Origin of the sequence: Paraglaciecola polaris LMG 21857, from assembly GCF_000315055.1 — a bacterium.
Classification (GTDB): Bacteria; Pseudomonadota; Gammaproteobacteria; order Enterobacterales; family Alteromonadaceae; genus Paraglaciecola; species Paraglaciecola polaris.
The window spans coordinates 26177-43361 of record NZ_BAER01000091.1; the positions used below are offsets into that span (position 1 = coordinate 26177).

The window sequence follows — 17185 nt, forward strand, 5'->3', positions numbered from 1 at the left end:
GGAACACGCTGTTGACCGAGCTAACCATAGCGCCATTAACCAGCCAGCACAGCGCAGAAATATCTGCGCTAGCCATGCGTTCCAAGGCGCATTGGGGATACTCGCCAGCGTTCCTGAAGCAGTGTGAAGCTGAACTAAGCTATTCAGCCGAGCAAATAGCGCACAAAGATTATCATTTTGTCGCCGCTTGGTTAGCCCCCGATACGAATCCTAGCGCGCCCTTAGGTTTTTACGCACTACAGTGTTTATCAAGCAGCCAAATGGAGTTACTGGCCCTTTTTATCTGTCCATCAGCCATAAGCACAGGAGTTGGTCGAGTTTTATTAGGTCACGCCATCGAGTTTGCAAAAAAACAGCGTGCCACCTCACTGATTGTTTATAGCGATCCCCATGCAGCAGGTTTTTATTCCCGTGCTGGCGCCGTTCATTGCGGCTACCAGGTGTCAGGCAGTATCCCTGGGCGCGAATTACCCATCTACCAATTTCCGCTTTAGGAAACCGCTTAAGCACAGAGTATGTGTCACGGCCGATACCAAGCCGCTACTTTCAAGATCCCCTACTAAATTCGGCGCTTGCTTATCGATAACGCGCCTTTTTCGCTAAAACTACGCTTTTGTCTACTCAAAACGAAGACAAATTCTGATAATATCCCTTTATAAACTCGTCAGTTAATAGTGAATTTTTCATGTCAGATCGCGTCATTCGTATCGCCACACGCAAAAGTGCGTTAGCCATGTGGCAAGCAGAATATGTACAGGCCAAACTTCTTTCGGCTCATCCCCATATCAGTGTTGAGCTTGTGCCCATGTCTACCCAAGGTGATCGCATCCTAGACACTCCGCTGGCTAAAATTGGTGGCAAAGGTTTATTCATCAAAGAATTAGAAGTCGCCATGAGCGAGGGTCGTGCCGATATTGCCGTGCATTCAATGAAAGATGTGCCGGTAGACTTCCCCGAAGGTTTTGGTTTGCATTGCATATGCGAACGTGAAAATCCTTATGACGCATTTGTTTCTAATACCTACGCAAGCATCGAAGATTTACCCCAAGGTGCTGTAGTCGGTACCTCAAGTTTGCGCCGTCAGTGCCAAATTCGCAGTGCGCGTCCCGACTTGACCATTCGCGACTTGCGCGGCAACGTGAACACACGTTTAGCCAAGTTAGACGAGGGACAGTACGACGCCATCATATTAGCTGCCGCAGGGTTAATACGTTTAGAGATGCGTGAGCGTATTAAGACTTACATCGAACCCACGGTATCTTTACCCGCAGTTGGACAAGGCGCGGTTGGCATTGAATGTCGCGACGATGACGCAGAGCTAATCGCATTGCTTCAGCCTCTCAATCATGCTGATACTGAATCCCGTGTTAAAGCTGAGCGTGCTATGAACGCCAAGTTGGACGGTGGTTGTCAGGTACCTATCGGCAGTTACGCCGTGCTAAACGGTGACGAGTTGTACTTACGCGGCTTAGTGGGCTCACCAGATGGTAGTGTGTTGTTACTGGCAGAGAAACGCGGCAAGGTGAGCGACGCGATTAACATAGGCGTTGATGTAGCAGAGCAACTACTTAGTCAAGGTGCCGGCGAGATCCTTAAGGCGTTATATCAAGATTAACTTATGACCCTGTTGATATTTCGCCCAGAGCAAAAATGCGCCATTAGCGCAACTCGTTTCATTGCAGCGGGATTACCCGCAATTGCTGTGGGCCTTATCGACACCCAAGCATGTGAAGCTGCACTTGCAACCTTGCCAAGCATACTTAGTACCCTTAATGCAGACGACAGCATTATCGTGACCAGTACGGTGGCCACGCAGTTATTAGCGCTGCGTCACATACGGCTACCCCAGCAGGTGAATACATATGCCGTCGGTGCCAGTACAGCCCAAGGGTTAATTGAACAAGGTTATCAGGTCATGGTACCGAGCGCGCCCACGACCGAGGGACTGCTAGCCCTGAATGAACTCAAACAGTTAACAGGTAAAAAAGTCGTTATTATTAAAGGCCAAGGCGGACGCCAAGACTTAGCTCAGCAGCTGACTTTGCGCGGTGCAGCCATATCCTTAGCAGATATTTATCAACGGATAAAAATTGCCACCCCAAAAGCCACACAACAGTGGCAAGCTGAGCAGATAAGATGCATCATTGCTACCAGTGGTGAAATGATTGAAAGCGCGTTTGAACAATTCGACCCTAAGTGGTTGCAATCTTTACCTTGGATTGTAGTGAGCCCCCGAACTGAACAAATTGCCGCTAAATTCGGTATAAACACAATATTATTAAGCGATGACGCTAGCGATCAGGCACTTATTCGCCGTGCCAAGGAATTTTTGGAGCATTAAATGGCAGACCAATCAGATACAAACAACGCTCAGGGCAACAAGCCGAAGGACGAGACACATGATAAGCCTAACACGATCAAGTCAAGTGCAGTGATTACCCCTGCACCACCTAAAGCTGAGCCAAAAACGAATACCGATATAAAGCATCCTACAGCTCCTTTGAAAAGCGACAACAACGTGAAAAAAACCTCCAGCACACGCGATACCTCCGCCACCAGCTCAACGCCCAAAGCGAAAGACGACAGCAATAACAAGCCCGTCAAAACGGGGATTTTATGGTTTGTAACCTTAATCAACTTGTTAATCTTATTGTTAATCGTGGCAGGTGCCTATTGGGGCTGGACCCAATGGGAACAGCAAAAGGCGAGTCAACAAAGCAGTCAAAGCGAACAACAAGACATTCTGAACCGTCAGGCTCAGCAAAATCTGTCAATTACCGATGAAGTACGAGAGCAGAATCGCCGCTTAGAAACACAACTTCGCACCTTAGGCCAGGAGCTGCAAAGCGCCTCGAGCGATGCACAAGTTGCTAGCGATCAATCTCAAGCCAACAAACAAATGCTCAGTTCCATTGCTGGTCGTCGTCCGGCGGACTGGTTGCTAGCCGAAGCAGATTTTTTAGTACGCATAGCCGGTCGTAAATTATGGTTAGAACATGACGTTAAAACGGCGAGTGCCATGCTGCAATCTGCTGACAGCCGCCTACAGGATTTAGACGACCCAAGTTTACTGCCTGTGCGGGAACGTTTAGCAAATGACATACAAGCTTTGGCGCAAGTTAACCCGGTTTCCCTGTCGACTATTGCGCTTAATATCAGTGCATTGCTGCCCCAGGTAGACAAGCTCCCGTTGAATACATTTGAACGCCCAGACATCGCAAGTGAACAGAGCAACCAAGTATCAGAGTCGGTTGACGATTGGCAGGCAAACTTGTCACGAGCCTGGGCCGCTTTTACGAAAGACTTCTTCAGTTACAAGAAAAAAGAGGTAGAAATTCAGCCTTACATGTCAGCTCAGCAGCAATGGTTAGCCACAGAGCAGCTTAAATTGTCACTACTGCAAGCCCAAAGCGCAGTATTAAGAGAGAATATTGCGCTATACCAAGCGTCGTTGCAAAACGCCCAGCGTGTATTAGCGACTGACTTCGCCGGTGATAATAGCGCGGTTAATCAGTTTTCTCAGCGTGTAGCCGAATTAGCAGACACAGATATCAAACGGGTCTACCCGAGTCAATTTAGCGCAGCCCCTGCACTTCAGGATGTGATCCAGCAACGTATCGACAATGTGTTTGTTAACGGAGTCAGCCAACCATGATCAGAATTCTCATGGTCTTTGTGGCCCTACTTATTGCGGTACTGATTGGCTCATTGATATTCGATGATAAAGGCTACGTTTTTATCGACTTTGCTGGTTATGTTATCGAAATGAACGTGTTTTCCATGGCGATCATGACCATTTTACTGATTGTCGGTTTGCTCTTGTTCTCTTGGGTGATTAAAAAGCTAATCATGCTCATTTCAGGCTCAAAGAACTGGTTAGGTAACTGGGGTTCACGCAAGAAAAAGCGCGCCTTTACCAATGGCTTGATTGCATTGGCTGAGCAGAACTATCTTGAAGCACGTAAGCAGCTTGCCAGCATAGAGCAGGAAGATTTCGACGGCTTGAATTTGTTAGCCGCAGCTGAAGCAGAGCTACAGCTGCAAAACCCAGCCGGCGCACAAGAAAACTGGCGATTAGCCACGTCCTATCCTAAATCCGCTTTTGCCGCCAAACTTTGCCTAGTGCGTGATCATTTACAACAGCAGCAGCCGGATAAAGCCCTAGCGATACTGGATGATCTGGAGGACAAACAAAAACGTCAGAAGTCAGTATTGCTGCTACGCGCACAAGCCATGGTGCAAGGGGGTAAATGGAACGAGTTAAAAGCCTGTCTTCCGTCTTGGAAAAAAGCCTTAGGCGAGCATTATGAGCATTACATGCAATTGGCGTCACAAGGTAATTTCGCTGAAATTGCCAGCAAAGAAGGCGCCAATCAATTAAAAGAAAATTGGCATGCTTTGCCCAAGTCCACTCGCCGGGATCCCGCATTACAAGCTGCATATATTAAGCAGTTAATCGATCAAGGCATGCATATAGATGCCGAAGCAGAACTAGGTGAGTATCACAAAAATAAACCTCACCCTATGTTGTTGCCGCTATATCGGGAACTTAAGTTGTCGCAACCGACTAGCGCTTTAAAACAGTTGGAGCAATGGCTCAAAGCAGACGATATGAACATAGAGTTACTCTCAACGTTAGGCGTATTGGCCTTTAACGCCAATGATTTAAGCCTAGCGGAAAAGGCCTTAAGTAAAGCCATAAAATTGGGTAACCGTCAGCGAGATATTTTACTTCTAGCCAGAATTAAAGAGTCGCAACAAGACAGTCAGCAAGCGTTGGCACTTTATAAACAAGGCCTAGATCAAACCAACGAACTGACAAAAGCAGACTAATATGCCCTCATTTTTACCATTGGCGAAATGGTTGTTAGCCATTTCGCTTTTTTCTGCGACTCAGGTTTTCGCTCATGACTCCCATGCGCTTGGCGAAATCCTGGTGAAAAAAAACCACGCCCCGGCTTTTGAAGTTATCGTACTCGGAGACAGCGGTGGTATCGAAGATGGTAATCTAAGTGCTTTTTTACTGCGAGGGGTTAACGAGCCCAACTATGTGGCCCTAGATGCTGGCACGTTGGTTAACGGTATTAATCAAAGCGTTAAGCGCGGCGCATTCGCCGATTTAGCCTTAGCTGATGATAACAAATGGGGTACGACCGGTACCATTTTGCGTGATCACGTTAAAGGCTACTTACTCAGCCATGCCCATCTTGATCATATAAATGGCATGTTAGTCGCTTCGCCTGAAGATAGCGCAAAAAACATATACGCTTTGCCGTCGGTGAATAACATGATTGGCGAAACCTATTTTAATGGCATAGCCTGGGCCAATTTCAGTGATCGCGGCATACCGCCTTTACTCAATAAATACCATGTGGTGGATTTGCTACCAGGCAAAACAACCACGATTGCCAATACAGAACTAAAAGTGACCGCGTTTAGCCTCAGCCACCCAGTTGAGTCCAGTGCCTTTGTCATTGAGCAGGGTAACGATATGTTTGTATATTTTGGCGATACCGGAGCAGACATAGTAGAAAAACAGGGCAAGTTAGCAGCCATTTGGACTTATCTAGCCCAGCAGATTAAGCATAAAACCTTACGCGGTATCATCATTGAAACGTCATTTGAAAATGAGCGCCCTCATAACTTACTGTTTGGTCACCTCACGCCTGATTTACTGATGGCCGAGCTGGCTAGTTTAGCCGCTAAAATTGATGGCGACGCCCCACTGAAAGATTTAACAGTGCTTATCAGTCATATTAAATATACTTTGGCCAAAAACGTTGACCCTAGAGCGACCATCAAGCAACAGCTAAATGACGCCAATCAGTTAGGACTGAATATTATTATCCCTAAGCAAGGTCAAAAATTGCTTTTTTAGTGGTGTCTTGGAAGAGTTAAGCAAGATATAAGAGCAATACTAAGTACAGTGCCTACATCTTGCCTGCGAGCGAAAAAGCCTAGCTTATAAACACAATTCTCGTAACGGTATGGTGGCTGCGCCAATGGATACCGGGTGTTTATCTACACCTGATACCACAATTTTAGGCATAGGGCGTTTAGCTCCCCGTCTAAACTGGGCGTATACATCAATTCGCGGTATCACCATCTCAGCCAACTCTTTAGGAATGTGTCCGCCTAAAATAATCGCCTCGGCATCAAGCAAGGCAGAGCAACAGGTCGCGACCAAGTCGAAAGAATCTTGCACTTTGAATATCCATTCTTCAACGCCAGGCCAGTCCGGATCGAACTCTTCATGCAGGTTGTAGATTGAACTGAAATTAACGCCATTTTTCTTCAATATACGTTTCAGTAACTCTAGATTCGGATGGGCGTATATTTTGGTTGGTAACATGTCGCCCAGCTCCCCTGCGTTGCCGTAGCTACCGCGCAGTACTTCGGCATTGTTTACCACCCCACCACCAAACGCTGACGAAACAAATAGGTATACGAAGTTTTTATATTGTCGGCCTACACCCGTAACACCTTCACCAGCAGCCGCGCCAGTGCCATCATTCACGACCCAGGTTGGCAATGTAAAGTGGCTAGACACTATTTGTACTATGTCCACTTGTGACCACTCTTCTAACATGTGGTGGGTATTCATCTTGCCGTCCATTGAACTGAAAAAGCCAGATATCCCCACCCCCATGCCTAACGCACGGCTTTCATCAAGCTTACATTCATCCGTTAGCTCACTGACTAAGGTTTGTGTGGTCTCAAGTACATGGGCAATGCTCATGTCGTCCATTTCACGCAATTTGGTCGCAATCACATTACCGGCAAAGTCCATCACGGCCACGCCGATTGCATCCAGCAATATAGAGACACCAAAGGTATAGGCGTATTCTGGGTTTAGCTCGATGCCAAAGCCTGGTTTACCTTTTGGATTAGGGATCATTTCTTCGGTTTGGCGCAGCACTTTAGCCTGAGTGAGGCCTTTCAATAAACGGGATACCGTTTGTTGGGGAATTTTAGTCGCAGCCACAAGTTGACTTTGAGTCACTCGCCGTTCCCAGAAGACAATTTTGATAATATCACGCTCAATATCTTGAAAAAGCTTACTGCCTTTACCTAGCGTAAACCCTGAACGTAAATATTGACTGTTGTCGATTGAAAACATCTGTAATACATCTACCTTAAAACGCTATAGCCTATTTGAAACCCCGGTAAAGAACAAGAAACTATCGCTGGGGACGTCTCTAGTTCGTTACCTTTGGGATAGATAAAGCAAGCAAATTTCACGTTATACCCATAACTAGCCATAACGTGCTATTCAATAATAATGGCTCGAAAATCGTTAACGTTGGTATTCGTCGGTCCGGTTATAACCAAGTCGTTAATTGCGGCAAAAAACTGATGACTGTTATGAGTAGCCAATAGTTCACTGGCATTAACGCCTGCTGATGCAGCGCGGGTTAACGTCGTCTGGTCAATATAAGCACCTGCCACGTCTTTACTGCCATCAACACCATCGGTATCACAAGCCATGGCACAAATGCCCGCTACACCATCAAGTTCAAGCGCTAAGGCCATTAAATATTCTTGATTAGGCCCGCCGTCTCCATACTCTTTGCCTACAGTAACGGTTAATTCGCCGCCTGAAAACAGCATGACGCGCTGCCCCTTCGCCTTACATGCTAACGCGTGTTTGGCATGTATTTTAGCGACGTCTCTGGCTTCACCTTGAATATCGTAACCCAGTACTTGTGTTTGCCAGCCCTGCTTTTGAGCCACATCAATAGCAGCATCAATGGCGTGCTGTGCGTTTGCCACAATGTGATATTCGCTTGCAACCTTATGCCCAGGAGACGCTTCTGGTTTCGCCAGATAATTAGCAATGCTACCCACCGGCGACCAATGATATTTCTGTAAAATGGCCAATGCTTGAGCCTTAGTTGACGGATCAGCAATAGTCGGACCCGAGGCAATATCGGCGGCGTTATCACCGACCACATCCGAAATCATCAAGGTGACGTGCTTCGATTTAGCCGCCTCGGCCAATCTGCCGCCTTTCACTAGCGATAACTGCTTACGCACAGTATTAATTTCATCAATACTGGCGCCGCTTCTGAGTAAAAACTGATTGAGTTGCTGTTTATCCGCAAAGGGTACATCGTCCACCGGCAAACACATCAGCGACGAGCCTCCACCTGAAATTAAAAACAAAATAGGCGTGGTCGCTGGGGTGCTTTTCACCAAGGCCAGTAGTTGTTTACCGGCAATTAAACTGTTGTCGTCAGGTGTCGGATGATTCGCTGTGAGTACTTCGATTTTGCCCGTATCACCGGCGCTTTCATATCCGTAACGAGTCACTACCGCACCGTAACACTTGTCACCCAAGGTTTTGTGTACTTCGGCGGCCATTTCTGCCGCCGCTTTACCTGCACCCACAACGCATATGCCATTGCTGGTATCGAGTTTACTTAACTGCTCGGCCATGCAAGCGCTAGGCTTGCAAGCTGCGACTGCGGTGTTAAATAAGTCGAGTAAAAAAGCGTGATATTTCATGAGAAAACCTTAAGCAAAAGCGGTTGGAATAAACAAACAAAATGCAATCATGGCTGCAAACATGCCCAGCAACAGCACCACATCTTTGCTCGTCAAAATTGACAATGAAATAGGGCCTTCTGCAATCTCTCTCTCGCTAGACTGATAGGTAAAGGGCTTAATCTTACTCATTAACATCGCCATAATAATCGTCACCACAAAGCCGATGAAGTTCCACCAGAACCAAAAGATCTCCGGTGCGATAACCGATATCAGCAAGTTAAACAACACGCCACTAATCAGGCCAATGTTCACGTGCAAACCTGACGTACTTTTTGTCAACACGGCCAGTAAGAACACCGCGAGAATCGGTCCATAGAACAACGAACCCACCTTGTTAATCGCTTCGATAATCGTTGGCGCGATATTGCCCGCATAAAGCGACAAGACTAGGGTCACTGCGCCCCAAACTAAGCCCATGTATTTAGCCAGTTTTAGGTAATTGTTTTGACTCAGCTCTTTGTTGGTTATGCGGCAGTAATCTTCGATGGTAACCGCTGATAATGAATTAATCGCTGAGCTCAATGACGACATAGCAGCAGCCAAAATGGCCACGACCAACAAGCCAATTAAGCCGTGGGGTAGGTAGTTAAGAATAAACATCGGCATCATCCAATCTGGATTATCCGTTGGGATCTTTGCCATAAAGCTGGGTTCAGTCATGGCCAGCGTGCCCACAATCAAACCTGAGAGACAATATAAAATAGTGATAGGAAAACGAATAACACCGTTGGCCAATATCATATAACGAAGATTTTCTGGATCTTTAGCGGATAGTGCCCGCTGAGCCTGCGTTTGATCACAGCCGTAATAGGATGCATACAACACCACCCCACCAAATATCATGGGCCAGAAGCCAAAACCGTCACCACTAAAACCGTATGAATCAAACTTAATGGCTTGCAAACGATCGGGATCGACATTGGCAACAAAGGCATCGACACCACCTAAATAATACAGGCCATAGCCGATACACGCGATGGTACCTAACACGATAATGACCATTTGGATGGCGTCACCGTATACCACTGCCTTCATGCCGCCTTGCAGCGAATAAAGCACGGTAATAACCCCAGTTAACAAGATGGCTTGCCATGCTTCAATACCCATGGTGCCTTGCAAAATGAGGGATACAGCATAAATCATAATGCCGGTAGCAAATGCCCGGCTAAACTGAAACACTATGCTGATCAATACGCGGGTAGAACGGCCAAAACGTTCTTCAAGGTAATCGTAAATACTGACAATGCCAGCCCGGTACAACTTAGGTAAAATGGTGGCCAAAATTAGGATCATGGCCAAAGGCACACCTAACTCGTATGACAGCCATTGCATGCCGCCACCTTCACGTAACCCCACAAAAGCGGGGGCTGAAATAAAACTAATAGCTGATAGCTGGGTGGCCATGACCGACAACGCCAAGGGTTTCCATCCTAGACTTTTCCCACCCAGAAAATAGTCACTTTTATTTGTCTGTTCTCGCAACATAAATCCCATGACCAATAGGGCCACCAAATACAATGCAACAATCAAAAAATCTAGTGTATTCATAATACTCTTCACATATCTGCACGAACTAAAACCATACCGCTCGCGCTGCTAAATTAAAAGACGGTGGGTAATCCCCCTAGGGGATATTTTCCGTAGGGGGATTACTCAACCTAAATGGCGCAAGCAGGCACCGACACACAAACTCATTTAAAAATCATATCTCGCTGTTAGGCTCACGCGGCGTGGTAACACAGGTCGGCCAATGAAGAACTCTCCCCCCGACACTTGGCTGTTGCCTTGGCGCGGAGAACCTTCGGTAATGCCGTCACTGTCAAACAAGTTCCACACGTTGATACCAACACGAATTCGCTGGTCATTATTGAGCTCCCAAGAATAACCCGCGTTCAAAGTCGCAACTGTGTGGCTATCAAGCTCAACTGAGTTATCGTCGTTAGCGTAAGCATCACCGAAGTAGCTCAAACCTAAACGCGCATCAACAAAGCCGTTGTTGTAAGACACAGCCAGGTTACCGGAGAATTCAGGTTGTCTTCTGGGTTGCTTACCCACGTTAGCGCCTTCACTAAATTCAGCATCCTGATAGGTCACGTTACCCTCAAGGATCACTTCATCCGTCATATTCCAGCGAGTAATAATTTCAGCACCTGTGGTTTCAGTAGATTGCTGCTTAACCACTTCAAGTAGACCGCCAGCCCCGTCATTTTCAAAATCAACTGAACGACGATTATCCAAATTCGCTAAGAACAAAGACGCATCTATGTATAAACCTTTAGGGAAGTATTTAAAGCCAATCGCGCCTAGGGTGATATCTTCGCCCTCGTAACTTTGCGGCTCACCATTGTCGTTAAACGTAATACTTCTGATCTGCGGGAAGAAATAACCCGTTGACGCGTTTGCATAAAGGTTAAGGTTTTGGTCTTCCATTTTGTACAACAAGGCAGCAGAGAATGCTGCTTCAGTGGTTGCCACTTCACCGTAGGTGAAACGACCATTACCCGTGGTATTAACTTGTAAGTTTGGCGCTAAAAAGGGGTCATCATTGACGACAACCTCCTCGCTGCCTTCTGACTTAGTTGTCCCTTCTGCACGCTCAATACGCGCACCCACATCAAATGCCCATTGGTCATTTTCCATTTGGTCGGTGATGTAAAATGCCATGCGCTTGCTGGTCAAATCTTTGTTGGTATAACTTGTACCTGGCCCTACAACACCGTTTTTCGAATATTGCACTGTCTCACCTGCCTCATTGGTGAAAGACAGATCAACCAAACGTGCACTATCACCATTGCTAAAGTCGGCCAAATAGCTGGAGATAATGTTGTAATCCATTTGCGAAGAATTGATAAAGAAGGTACCGATATTCACCGTATGATCGAAACCGCCGCCTTCTAACTCACCTGTTAAGTTGAATTCAGTACTGAAGAAATCACCGTCACGTTGACGATCGAGTAAGCGGTTACCAAATAACTGGTAGTCGTCTGGCAGGGCGTTGCCCGTTTCCGACCATGTATAGTTTGCTGTGCCTAAGGCGCTTAAAACGTCACCATTTGCGGTACGTGCTAAGTTGTTGGCGTAGCCTTCTTGAGACTCAGGAGTATTGGCAATGCCGTCCCCGTCTAAAAATAAATTGAACTGGTGGTCGTAGCTGGCTACTTTCGCCTTACCCGCTAAGCGCCAAGTGTCAGTTAAGTCTTTTTCAAAATCGACACCAAATGAACCACCTTCGGTCAAAACACCATTACGAATAGGTGACTCGTACGTGCCATCGGCTGTGTCATAGCGTAAATCGGCTGCAGCTACGGTTTGCGCAACATAAACGGTTTTGCCGTCATTACCGGTTAAACGTTCACGGTTATCACCATCAAGGGGTAAAGGCAGGAAGAACTGAACTTGATCATCAATCATTTGACCATGAAAGGTAATATGGCCGTCGTCGAATTCTTTACGAATGTTACCTCTAAGTTGGTAACCTTTGGTTTCTAAGCCCGTATCTAAAGGGCCTTCATCGTAACGGTAGAAGCCAGAAATCGCATAATACAGATTTTCATCACTGGAAAGTGCACCACTGTTATAAAAGTCAGTTCTAACACGGCCTTCTTCCGCCACTTCTACTTGCACTGTGCTTTCAGGATCATCGCTACCCGTGCGAGAAATATAGTTAATAATGCCAGCGACCGAGCCAGGTCCAAACAAGTTAGATACACCACCACCTACATACTCGACCCTTTCGATGCCGATGTCAGGACGGTAGTACACATCTTGCGCTGACGATGTCATGCCAGATTGAAACGCAGGCATACCATCATAGTTAAGCGGCGTGAACTGAAATTGCCCGCCAGAGGGTAAACCGCGAACAAATGCATTAGTAGCCACTTCACCACCGCCACCTTCTACTTTAATGCCGGGAACACTCATTAGAATATCGGCCTGACTTGAGAAGCCAGTATTTGCTATTTGATCTTTTCCAATCAAGGTCGTTTTTGCAGGTGTGTCTGCTTCTGTACGGGCAACGCTTGAACCGGTCACAATGATGTTTTCGAACTCATCGTTATTGGGTGTTTCCGTATTCGCTTCTTGAGCAAGTAGCGGTGTAGCAAACAATATCGAAATGGCGCAGGCAATAGGTGTCATTTTCATGGTGTTCTCCAACTCTTTTTAAGATGGTCAATGTCAATGGTGTGTTCGTCTGAAATGAAGCGAACGTTTAACTAATGTTATTAATTTGTTACTTCGAGATTGATTAAAACACACAAAAAAAACATTTACAACCCATAATGAGTGCTTTAAGATTCGATTATCGTCAGATAACTCAAAAAGAGCACCCGTTATGACTACCAATGTTAATAAAGTAAATTCTTCAGAGACTGCTGCACTAATCAAAAAAGCTAAAGAGACATTGGTTGCCAATGATCTTGGTGGCTATACAGTCCCAACCCATGGCTTGTATCCATTTCAATGGAACTGGGACTCTGCTATCACAGCCCTAGGCTGGAAGCACTTCAACGAACCCCGCGCTTGGCAAGAAATCGAAGTATTACTCGACGGCCAGTGGGATAACGGCATGGTGCCACATATTTTGTTTCATCAAGACTCTACGACTTACTTCCCCGGGCCAGACGTTTGGGGGTCAGACAAGCGTGTTAAAAGTACATCTATTTCCCAGCCGCCCGTTGTAGCAAGCGTCGTTAAAGACATGTTAGAGACAGCTGACGATAAAACCTTCGCCCGCGGCAAAGCCGAATCATTATTTTCTAGCTTAGTCGACTATCACCTATGGTGGTATAAAGAAAGAGATCCACTCAATACGGGTTTAGTGGTCAGTTACCACCCCTGGGAGTCAGGCATGGACAACAGTCCCGCATGGGACGAGGCCTTAGCGGCGGTACCTTGTGTTGACTGGGAATATGAGCGCCGCGACTTGGGCCATGTAGATTCATCACAACGCCCCCATAAAAGTGAATATGACCGTTTTCTATTTTTAGTCGACTTCTTTAAAAAGCATAAATTCGACAGCGAAGTCATCTTTAATGAGTGCCCTTATAAGGTAAACGACATAGGTATCATCGCTATTTTGCATAAAGGCAGTAAAGATATACTCGCTTTGGGTGAAACTCTGGGTATACAAGATGAACGCTTAGATTACATCGCAGAACGTATTGCCCTCACCCAAAGCGCCATTTCAACTTTATGGTGCCCAGAAGCACAATACTTTTATTGCCGTAACGTGTTAACCGACACCTTATGTAAGGTACGCACATCGGCAGGCATGCTGACCCTATTTGCAGGTTTGGCAAATACCGAGCAAAAAGAAATTTTAAACACCAAAGCTCAGCAGTGGAACGCAGCCAGCCAATATTGTATTGCATCTACTCACCCAGAAGAGAGCCGCTATGAGCCACAGCGTTACTGGCGTGGACCAATCTGGCTACACATTAACTGGATGATCGCGCTAGGTTTTGAAAACGAAGGCTTTCAACAAACCGCAGATAAATTGCAAAGCGACTGTCGTGCATTGGTGGATTTATCTGGTTACTACGAATATTTCAACCCAGAAACGGGCGCAGGTTGTGGTGGTAAAGATTTCTCTTGGACTGCAGCAATCGCTTTGCATTGGTTGCTGTAACGTTTAACGCAGTACATGAAGGGCTTGGTATGAAAAAAATACTCTGTTTTGGCGAAGCCCTAGTGGACTTGCTGTCGAACACCTTAGACGATGACAGCGTGACACAAGAGTCATTTATTAAATTTGCCGGTGGCGCACCGGCAAACGTCAGTGTTGCCGCGGCTAAACTCGGTGGCAACGCGTATTTTTCTGGCATGCTTAGCAGCGACATGTTCGGTGATTTTTTATTGAAATCACTGCAAAAACACGGCGTTAAAACCGATTATGTGTGCGTAATGAGCGAAGCCAAAACTGCCCTTGCTTTTGTATCACTCGACGATGAAGGTGAGCGCACCTTCGAGTTTTACCGTGATAACAGCGCCGACTTACGATTCGCCTATAGCGACTTTAAAACTCATTGGTTCGAAGATTGTAGCCTGTTTCATTTCTGCTCGAACACACTCACTGAGCAAAATATTTATGACAGCACCGCATTCGGCATCAAAATGGCCCAGGATAGTGGTTGTTTAGTGAGTTTTGATATCAATTTACGCCTGAATTTATGGTCAGCGAACGACATTCCCAGAGTGAAAATTCTACCGCTACTGGCAAGTTGCAACATTATCAAAGCCTCAAAAGAAGAATTACACTATCTGGCTGGTGAGCAACCCCCAGAAGAGTTTATTCAAGACGTACTCCACAGTGGCTGCCAACTGTTTGTAGTAACTGACAGCTGCCGGCCAATGCATTGGTATACCCAAAGTGGCCACGCAAGTTATTGCCCCACCAGCGTAAAAATGCTCGACGCCACCGCTGCGGGTGACGCATTTGTTGGCGGCTTACTTTATCAGTTGGGTCAATTAGATTTAACCCAACAAAGCCTTAAAGCGCTATGTAAACAGCCGGATAAATTAACCCCAATCATGGAATTTTCCTCACTGTGCGGAGCACATGCAGCTTCTCGTAAAGGTGCATTCGTCTCGTTACCGTCTCAACAATCACTCGCTGAATTCAGGAGCTCACTATGACAACCGGCGCGCCACAATTTACTAGCCCTACATTTCTGCTTGCGCATATCAGCGACACGCTCAAATTTTATGAAAGCAACGTGGACGACCCTCACGGCGGTTTCTACCAAAACTTTTTAGACAACGGCGAAGTGTACGACAAAGGCACACGCCATTTAGTCAGCTCAACACGTTTTGTGTTCAATTATGCGCGGGCCTATCAAGAGTTCGGCCAAGACAAATACCTTGCCCGAGTAAAATCTGGCATTGAGTTTATTCGCCGTGCCCACTATATCCCGGCAACAGGCGGCTACAACTGGCTACTGGATGTACAAAACGGCAACGTCACCGCCAAAGACCAAACAAACCACTGTTATGGCTTCGCGTTCGTGATCCTTGCCTACAGCTGGGCTTTGCGGGCCGGTATCGAAGAGGCCCGGGAGTATCTGCATGAAACCTGGCAAACCATGGAAAAACATTTCTGGGACGCCAGCGCAGGCTTATATAAAGACCAATGCAATGCCGATTTCAGTGTGTGCGACAGTTACCGTGGGCAAAATGCCAATATGCACACCTGTGAAGCCCTCATTGCGGCCTTTGAAGCCAGTGGTGAACGTCGCTTCCTTGACCGCGCCATTGCCTTAGCCGACAAAATGACCAACCAACAAGCTGCCTTAATGGGTGGCTTGATTTGGGAGCATTATGATCTCAATTGGCAAGTCGACCTTGAATACAACAAAGCCGATCCGAAGAACTTATTTCGCCCTTGGGGTTTTCAGCCAGGCCACCAAACTGAATGGGCTAAGTTATTGTTATTTATCGCTAAGCACGACCAGCGCCCGTGGTTAATTGAGCGTGCTAAAGCACTATTCGACCAATCATTAGCCGTCGCGTGGGATAACGAGCACGGTGGCATATTTTACGGCTTCGCCCCAGACATGAGTATTTGCGACAACGAAAAATACTTCTGGGTACAAGCTGAAACCATGTGCTGTGCAGCCTACTTACATCACCACACGGGTGACGCGGTTTATCAACAGTGGTACGACAAAATCTGGCAGTACTCATGGCAACATATGGTCGATCATCAATACGGCGCCTGGTTCAGAATACTGACTCACGACAATCAAAAAATCGACCAACTAAAAAGCCCCATAGGCAAAACGGACTATCACACCATGGGTGCTTGTTTTGACGTGCTCGCGTTAATTAAACGCCACCCCATGGCGTAAACGAGCAGCACGAGTGTGTATGGCGCCCCCTTTAAGCCATACATGCTCACCTATTTTCAGCGAATTAAATGCCAGATTATTCCGCTATAGCAAACACAATGAAACAAAAGTAAAACCGAAAGGGCAATCGACTCAAAATAAACTTGCTCCACAAAGCACCAATTTCCCTCGAATAACAAAATAACACTGGAAAATGCCTACAGTTTCTTTAGAATCAGCGCTCACAAAATGAAGTACCCGTAGCTCAGCGGGATAATGATTGGTCGCAACGCGACGAGAGGTGACTTAACGTCACGTCGAGAGAGAAGAACGACAAATCGTGGATGATTTGGCTGGAACCAAGCTTCATGGATGAAAACGAAGAAAGTAAACTATATTAATGCACCCGTAGCTCAGCTGGATAGAGCGTTGCCCTCCGGAGGCAAAGGTCATGAGTTCGAATCTCGTCGGGTGCACCATTTTTAAAAGCCTATCAAGTTATCAACCACTAACACTTTACTCTCTGTGACCAGATTGTGACCAGAATATTTTTATTTAAAAGTCCATTACTCCAATTCAGCTTTTTGAGCATGATTAATTTTAGTAGCTTGACTCAACTTATAAACCACTCTCAAACCACCCTTTGCTGTTTCCTCTTCATTAAATTCAAACAACTCAGTAGCCAACATAAAACTCTTTAATGTTTTATGGCCATAGCTCTCGCGTAAAACCGAAAGCTCATCATGCATGTGCTCCCTTATTAAATTACCAGCCAAACTGAGCGGTACCCATCCATCTTCTTTACCCCC

At 46.3% G+C, this 17185-nt stretch carries 14 protein-coding genes and 1 tRNA gene; 10 read left to right on the top strand and 5 right to left on the bottom strand.

Features of this window, described 5'->3' with window-relative positions:
• The first annotated feature begins 11 nt into the window (after positions 1-11).
• The 6 genes from GPLA_RS15285 to GPLA_RS15310 all read left to right on the top strand — a co-directional run bounded on the left by GPLA_RS15285 (position 12) and on the right by GPLA_RS15310 (position 5878).
• On the top strand, positions 12-494 hold the full coding sequence (locus tag GPLA_RS15285; RefSeq protein WP_007105847.1) for a GNAT family N-acetyltransferase: 483 nt from the start codon (positions 12-14) through the stop codon (positions 492-494).
• A gap of 191 nt (positions 495-685) precedes the next feature.
• Entirely contained in the window at positions 686-1615 is a 930-nt protein-coding gene (gene hemC, locus GPLA_RS15290) for a hydroxymethylbilane synthase (protein WP_007105848.1), read from the top strand.
• Between the two features lie 3 nt (positions 1616-1618).
• Positions 1619-2341, top strand: a complete 723-nt coding sequence (locus GPLA_RS15295) for a uroporphyrinogen-III synthase (RefSeq protein WP_007105849.1) — start codon at positions 1619-1621, stop codon at positions 2339-2341.
• On the top strand, positions 2342-3655 hold the full coding sequence (locus tag GPLA_RS15300) for a uroporphyrinogen-III C-methyltransferase (RefSeq protein ID WP_007105850.1): 1314 nt from the start codon (positions 2342-2344) through the stop codon (positions 3653-3655).
• On the top strand, positions 3652-4833 hold the full coding sequence (locus GPLA_RS15305) for a heme biosynthesis HemY N-terminal domain-containing protein (protein WP_007105851.1): 1182 nt from the start codon (positions 3652-3654) through the stop codon (positions 4831-4833). Before GPLA_RS15300 ends, GPLA_RS15305 begins: the two co-directional genes overlap by 4 nt.
• Before the next feature lies 1 nt (position 4834).
• Positions 4835-5878 (top strand): MBL fold metallo-hydrolase, encoded by a 1044-nt coding sequence (locus tag GPLA_RS15310; protein WP_007105852.1) that lies wholly within the window; start codon positions 4835-4837, stop codon positions 5876-5878.
• An 84-nt stretch (positions 5879-5962) separates the two neighbouring features.
• On the opposite strand, the gene GPLA_RS15315 is transcribed toward GPLA_RS15310, so the two are convergent.
• From GPLA_RS15315 to GPLA_RS15330, 4 genes are all read right to left on the bottom strand, one after another.
• On the bottom strand, positions 5963-7120 hold the full coding sequence (locus GPLA_RS15315; RefSeq protein ID WP_007105853.1) for an ROK family transcriptional regulator: 1158 nt from the start codon (positions 7118-7120) through the stop codon (positions 5963-5965).
• Between the two features lie 149 nt (positions 7121-7269).
• Positions 7270-8508, bottom strand: coding sequence for a glycerate kinase type-2 family protein (locus GPLA_RS15320; protein ID WP_007105854.1), 1239 nt, complete (start codon positions 8506-8508; stop codon positions 7270-7272).
• Positions 8509-8517: 9 nt separating this feature from the next.
• Positions 8518-10098, bottom strand: a complete 1581-nt coding sequence (locus GPLA_RS15325; RefSeq protein ID WP_007105855.1) for a sodium:solute symporter — start codon at positions 10096-10098, stop codon at positions 8518-8520.
• A gap of 147 nt (positions 10099-10245) precedes the next feature.
• Positions 10246-12693 carry a TonB-dependent receptor gene (locus tag GPLA_RS15330; protein WP_007105856.1) on the bottom strand — a complete coding sequence of 816 codons (2448 nt, stop codon included), beginning with the start codon at positions 12691-12693 and terminating at the stop codon, positions 10246-10248.
• 190 nt (positions 12694-12883) lie between these two features.
• Between GPLA_RS15330 and GPLA_RS15335 the strand changes: the two genes are divergently transcribed.
• The 4 genes from GPLA_RS15335 (at position 12884) to GPLA_RS15350 (ending at position 16855) form a co-directional block, all read left to right on the top strand.
• Complete coding sequence (locus tag GPLA_RS15335) at positions 12884-14179, top strand: MGH1-like glycoside hydrolase domain-containing protein (protein WP_007105857.1); 1296 nt, start codon at positions 12884-12886, stop codon at positions 14177-14179.
• 29 nt (positions 14180-14208) lie between these two features.
• On the top strand, positions 14209-15186 hold the full coding sequence (locus GPLA_RS15340) for a carbohydrate kinase family protein (RefSeq protein WP_007105858.1): 978 nt from the start codon (positions 14209-14211) through the stop codon (positions 15184-15186).
• Positions 15183-16397, top strand: a complete 1215-nt coding sequence (locus tag GPLA_RS15345; RefSeq protein ID WP_007105859.1) for an AGE family epimerase/isomerase — start codon at positions 15183-15185, stop codon at positions 16395-16397. The genes GPLA_RS15340 and GPLA_RS15345 overlap by 4 nt, the downstream gene beginning before the upstream one ends.
• A gap of 381 nt (positions 16398-16778) precedes the next feature.
• Positions 16779-16855 (top strand) — tRNA-Arg (locus GPLA_RS15350).
• Positions 16856-16942: 87 nt separating this feature from the next.
• Here the strand turns inward: GPLA_RS15350 and GPLA_RS23620 are convergent.
• A partial coding sequence (locus GPLA_RS23620) for a hypothetical protein (protein ID WP_040515014.1) occupies positions 16943-17185 on the bottom strand: 243 nt, incomplete at its 5' end.

Bases quoted from the DNA above. Each gene is read 5' to 3' on its own strand.
- GPLA_RS15340 (WP_007105858.1), top strand. From the start codon at position 14,209: ATGAAAAAAATACTCTGTTTTGGCGAAGCCCTAGTGGACTTGCTGTCG.
- GPLA_RS15305 (WP_007105851.1), top strand. From the start codon at position 3,652: ATGATCAGAATTCTCATGGTCTTTGTGGCCCTACTTATTGCGGTACTG.
- GPLA_RS15310 (WP_007105852.1), top strand. From the start codon at position 4,835: ATGCCCTCATTTTTACCATTGGCGAAATGGTTGTTAGCCATTTCGCTT.
- GPLA_RS15330 (WP_007105856.1), bottom strand. From the start codon at position 12,693: ATGAAAATGACACCTATTGCCTGCGCCATTTCGATATTGTTTGCTACA.
- GPLA_RS15315 (WP_007105853.1), bottom strand. From the start codon at position 7,120: ATGTTTTCAATCGACAACAGTCAATATTTACGTTCAGGGTTTACGCTA.
- GPLA_RS15325 (WP_007105855.1), bottom strand. From the start codon at position 10,098: ATGAATACACTAGATTTTTTGATTGTTGCATTGTATTTGGTGGCCCTA.
- GPLA_RS15295 (WP_007105849.1), top strand. From the start codon at position 1,619: ATGACCCTGTTGATATTTCGCCCAGAGCAAAAATGCGCCATTAGCGCA.
- hemC (WP_007105848.1), top strand. From the start codon at position 686: ATGTCAGATCGCGTCATTCGTATCGCCACACGCAAAAGTGCGTTAGCC.
- GPLA_RS15320 (WP_007105854.1), bottom strand. From the start codon at position 8,508: ATGAAATATCACGCTTTTTTACTCGACTTATTTAACACCGCAGTCGCA.
- GPLA_RS15345 (WP_007105859.1), top strand. From the start codon at position 15,183: ATGACAACCGGCGCGCCACAATTTACTAGCCCTACATTTCTGCTTGCG.
- GPLA_RS15300 (WP_007105850.1), top strand. From the start codon at position 2,342: ATGGCAGACCAATCAGATACAAACAACGCTCAGGGCAACAAGCCGAAG.
- GPLA_RS15335 (WP_007105857.1), top strand. From the start codon at position 12,884: ATGACTACCAATGTTAATAAAGTAAATTCTTCAGAGACTGCTGCACTA.